The following is a 3,370-nucleotide window of genomic DNA, read 5'->3' on the forward strand; positions in this document are numbered from 1 at the left end:
TATGTCCTATGCCGACCTTTGGATTATGCCGATCTATCCCTTGATGTGCTGGGATGGGGCGGTACTGAAGTCTAGAAGGTCGGCATAGTTGGGACCATGCTTCAAACACTAGATGTTTGGAGGTGAGGTTCGTGACGAAGAGATCGTTGACGGCCCGACCGCATGCGGAACGGATTCCTCGGGTGCCGGTAGGCCCATTGGCACCAGTAGTACTGGATGAGTGTAGGAAATCGTTGTCTGAGCGAGGGTATTCGCGACAGTCAGCGGCCGGGATAGTGAATCTGGCAGCACGTCTGAGCCTCTGGATGCAGGGGGCAGGTGTCGGGGTGGGCGCTATTGACGAGGACTTGCTGGCTCGGTTCGTTGCTGCGGAAAACTCACGCGAGTTCGTGTGTGTCACGGTGAAGAGCTCGATGGGCGCATTGCGTAGATTCTTGATTGATGCCGGCTACCTGACCGTGGCTGGGGCCGATAGCGGTCCGGCCACGCCAACACAGGTTGAGGTCGCGCAGTGGTGTTTATGGATGCGTGACCAGCGTGGTTTGACTGAGAAATCTATTGCTGCGTGTTGCTATTACGCTGCCGAGGTCTTAGATCTGGTGGTGGCAAACGGGAGCGTGCAATGGCCTCGGCTGGATGCGCAAGTGCTCAACGGATACATCGCTGAGCGTGGTCACCGGTATGGCGTGGTGACGCGCGCTCACATCGTTGATGCGGTCCGTTGCCTGCTGCGGTGGGCATTGAGTACCGGACGTCTCGAACGTGATCTGAGCGCGGGGATCCTCAAACCGAAAGGGACCTCGCGCGGGCTGCCGCGTGGGGTGAATTCCGAGCAAGTTGCGGCTTTGCTCGCCGCGTGCGATCCAGGCACGGCAATCGGGGCCAGGGACCTTGCGGTAATCATGCTCTTGGTACGGCTGGGGTTACGTGCCGGTGAAGCTGCCCGTTTGAGTCTTGACGATATCGACTGGGCGAACGGACAACTCAAAGTCACCGGGAAGGGCCGGGAACTCATACTGCCGATACCCGTGGACGTGGGTCAGGCGTTGACAAGTTGGTTGAAGTTACGACCGGTCGCCTTGGACCGGGCAGTGTTCGTACGGACGAGGGCGCCACGCCATATGATGACGCCCTCAGCGATCTCTGGAATCGTTGCCCGAATCTCTGGTCTGGCGGGGCTGCGACAGATTTACGCTCACCGGCTCCGGCATACTGCCGCGATGGACGTTCTGGCTGCAGGAGGTTCCTTGGCCGAAGCGAAAGAACTCCTCGGTCACCGCTACACGCTCACCACGATGGCGTATGCGAAGGTCGACCTGACTTCACTGCGTGAGCTGGTTGTCCCGTTTGGGCAGGTACCGCGATGATCACGCTGCGGGACCGCTTGGAGGAATATTTGAGGATGCGTAGATTGCTCGGGTTCCAGCTCAATGACATCGAACGGCAGGTGGGACTGTTCTGTACCTGGTTAGAAGGACAAGGACAGGCTCAAACCTTCACCATCGACGACGCGGTAACGTGGGCTCGACTCAATCCCGATGCGCACCCTTCGTGGTGGGCAACGCGATTATCCCTGGTTCGCCGTTTCGCCGCCTATCTAAACGCCACCGGTATTGATGTCCCGATCATCCCCAAGGGGCTGTTGGCAGCCAAGAAACCACGAGCAGTGCCGTTCATCTACAGCCAAGACGATATCGACGCGTTGCTCACCGCCTGCGATTCCACATTCGCGAACCCGCGTGTCACTGCGACCGTGCGCACTGTCATTGGGCTTCTCATCTGTACTGGCCTGCGGATCAGTGAAGCACTCAACTTGAGAGTGGATGACATTGATTTTGACAACGAGGTGCTGGTGATCAAGCCCGCGAAGTCTCAGGAACGACTCGTGCCCATTCATGCCTCGACTATCGCAGCGCTTGCTGGCTACCTCACCTTGCCTGCGAGGATGGCCACACATCCGGACCCACACGGCCCGATCTTCGTCACCTCCAAAGGAACCGGATATGCATACATCTCCTTCTTTGCCTTGTTCAAACGAGCACGGGAAGCTGCCGGACTCACCCCGCGAGGCCGGGCGCGCCCGCGACTGCACGATCTGAGGCACACCTTCACGACCGCGCACATGACCGTCGCTTACGCCCATCATAAGGACCCCGACCGGGTTCTGTCTCTGCTGGCAACCTGGCTGGGACACACCGATGCCGCCCACACCTATTGGTACCTGACAGCGACCGGGGAACTGATGTCCTTGGCCGCAGGCATGCTCGAACCTGACACCGAAAGAGAAACATCATGAATGCCCTGGCCACCAGCCTGCAAATCTACTTCACAACCTTCGCCCACACCCAGCGCGATCTTTCCGCGAACACCATCACTTCTTACCGTGATACGTGGCGGATGCTGCTGAAATACCTGAGCATGACACTCAGAATTCGCGCCGACGCACTCGATTTCGATGTCGTGACTGCACCCAACGTCACCGGCTTTCTCGATCACCTCGAGCAAGACCGGGGCAACAGCGCCAAGACTCGCAATACTCGTTTGACAGCGATCCGCGCCGTGCTCGGCCGGGCACTTCCAGACCACCCAGAACACGCCGGAACCATCGTTCAAGTCCTCGCGATCCCACCCCGCCGCACGACTAGACCCCTCGTCGAGTTCCTCACCCCCGTTGAAACCGATGCACTGCTGGCAGCGCCCGATCAGCAGACATGGACCGGCCGCCGCGACCACGCGCTCCTGGCCCTCACGATCCAAACAGGACTTCGTATCAGTGAGATCTGCTCGCTGACGTTTGATGACATCAACCTCGGTACTGGAGCACACATCGCCTGCACCGGCAAAGGACGGCGCCAACGCATCACCCCTCTGACCAAGAGCACCGTGACCACGATGAACAGCTACCTCACCGAACGCGGTAACCACCCTGGAACCGCATTGTTCTGCGGACCGCACGGGCTCCCAATCTCACGTGACGCGCTCGAGCATCGCCTGGCAAAACACCTCATTGCCGCGAAAACCACCTGTCCCAGCCTTGCCGCCAAACACGTCACCATGCACACCCTGCGGCACACAACGGCGATGAATTTACTCATCGCCGGTGTTGACGTCGCTGTCATAGCGCTCTGGCTCGGACACTCCGACACCCACAGCACAGACGCCTACCTCCACGCTGACATGGCCATGAAACAAGCCGCAATAGACCGAACCCGCCCACCAGGAGTTACCGCCGGCACCTACCAGCCCGAACCCGACATCCTGGCGTGGCTCACATCCCTCTAACTATGCCGACCTTCTAGGCCTCAATACCACTCGACCCGTGCGCACCACGGGCCAGATCGGCATAATCCAAAGGTCGGCATAGGACATC

Annotated in this window: 3 protein-coding genes; all 3 read left to right on the top strand. The window is 59.3% G+C overall.

Annotated elements, in window-relative coordinates; translation table 11 throughout:
* Nucleotides 1–233: 233 nt before the first annotated feature.
* From CVS29_RS18015 to CVS29_RS18025, 3 genes are read left to right on the top strand one after another with little or no spacing between them, the layout of a single operon-like run.
* On the top strand, nt 234–1,367 hold the full coding sequence (locus tag CVS29_RS18015) for a tyrosine-type recombinase/integrase (protein ID WP_211315181.1): 1,134 nt from the start codon (nt 234–236) through the stop codon (nt 1,365–1,367).
* Between the two features lie 35 nt (nt 1,368–1,402).
* A complete protein-coding gene (locus CVS29_RS18020; RefSeq protein ID WP_245932332.1) occupies nt 1,403–2,296 on the top strand; it encodes a tyrosine-type recombinase/integrase in 894 nt (297 codons plus the stop codon).
* A complete protein-coding gene (locus CVS29_RS18025; RefSeq protein WP_110107976.1) occupies nt 2,293–3,282 on the top strand; it encodes a tyrosine-type recombinase/integrase in 990 nt (329 codons plus the stop codon). Before CVS29_RS18020 ends, CVS29_RS18025 begins: the two co-directional genes overlap by 4 nt.
* The last annotated feature ends 88 nt before the right edge of the window (nt 3,283–3,370 follow it).

The sequence above is a fragment of the Arthrobacter psychrochitiniphilus genome, from assembly GCF_003185915.1.
GTDB lineage: Bacteria > Actinomycetota > Actinomycetes > Actinomycetales > Micrococcaceae > Specibacter > Specibacter psychrochitiniphilus.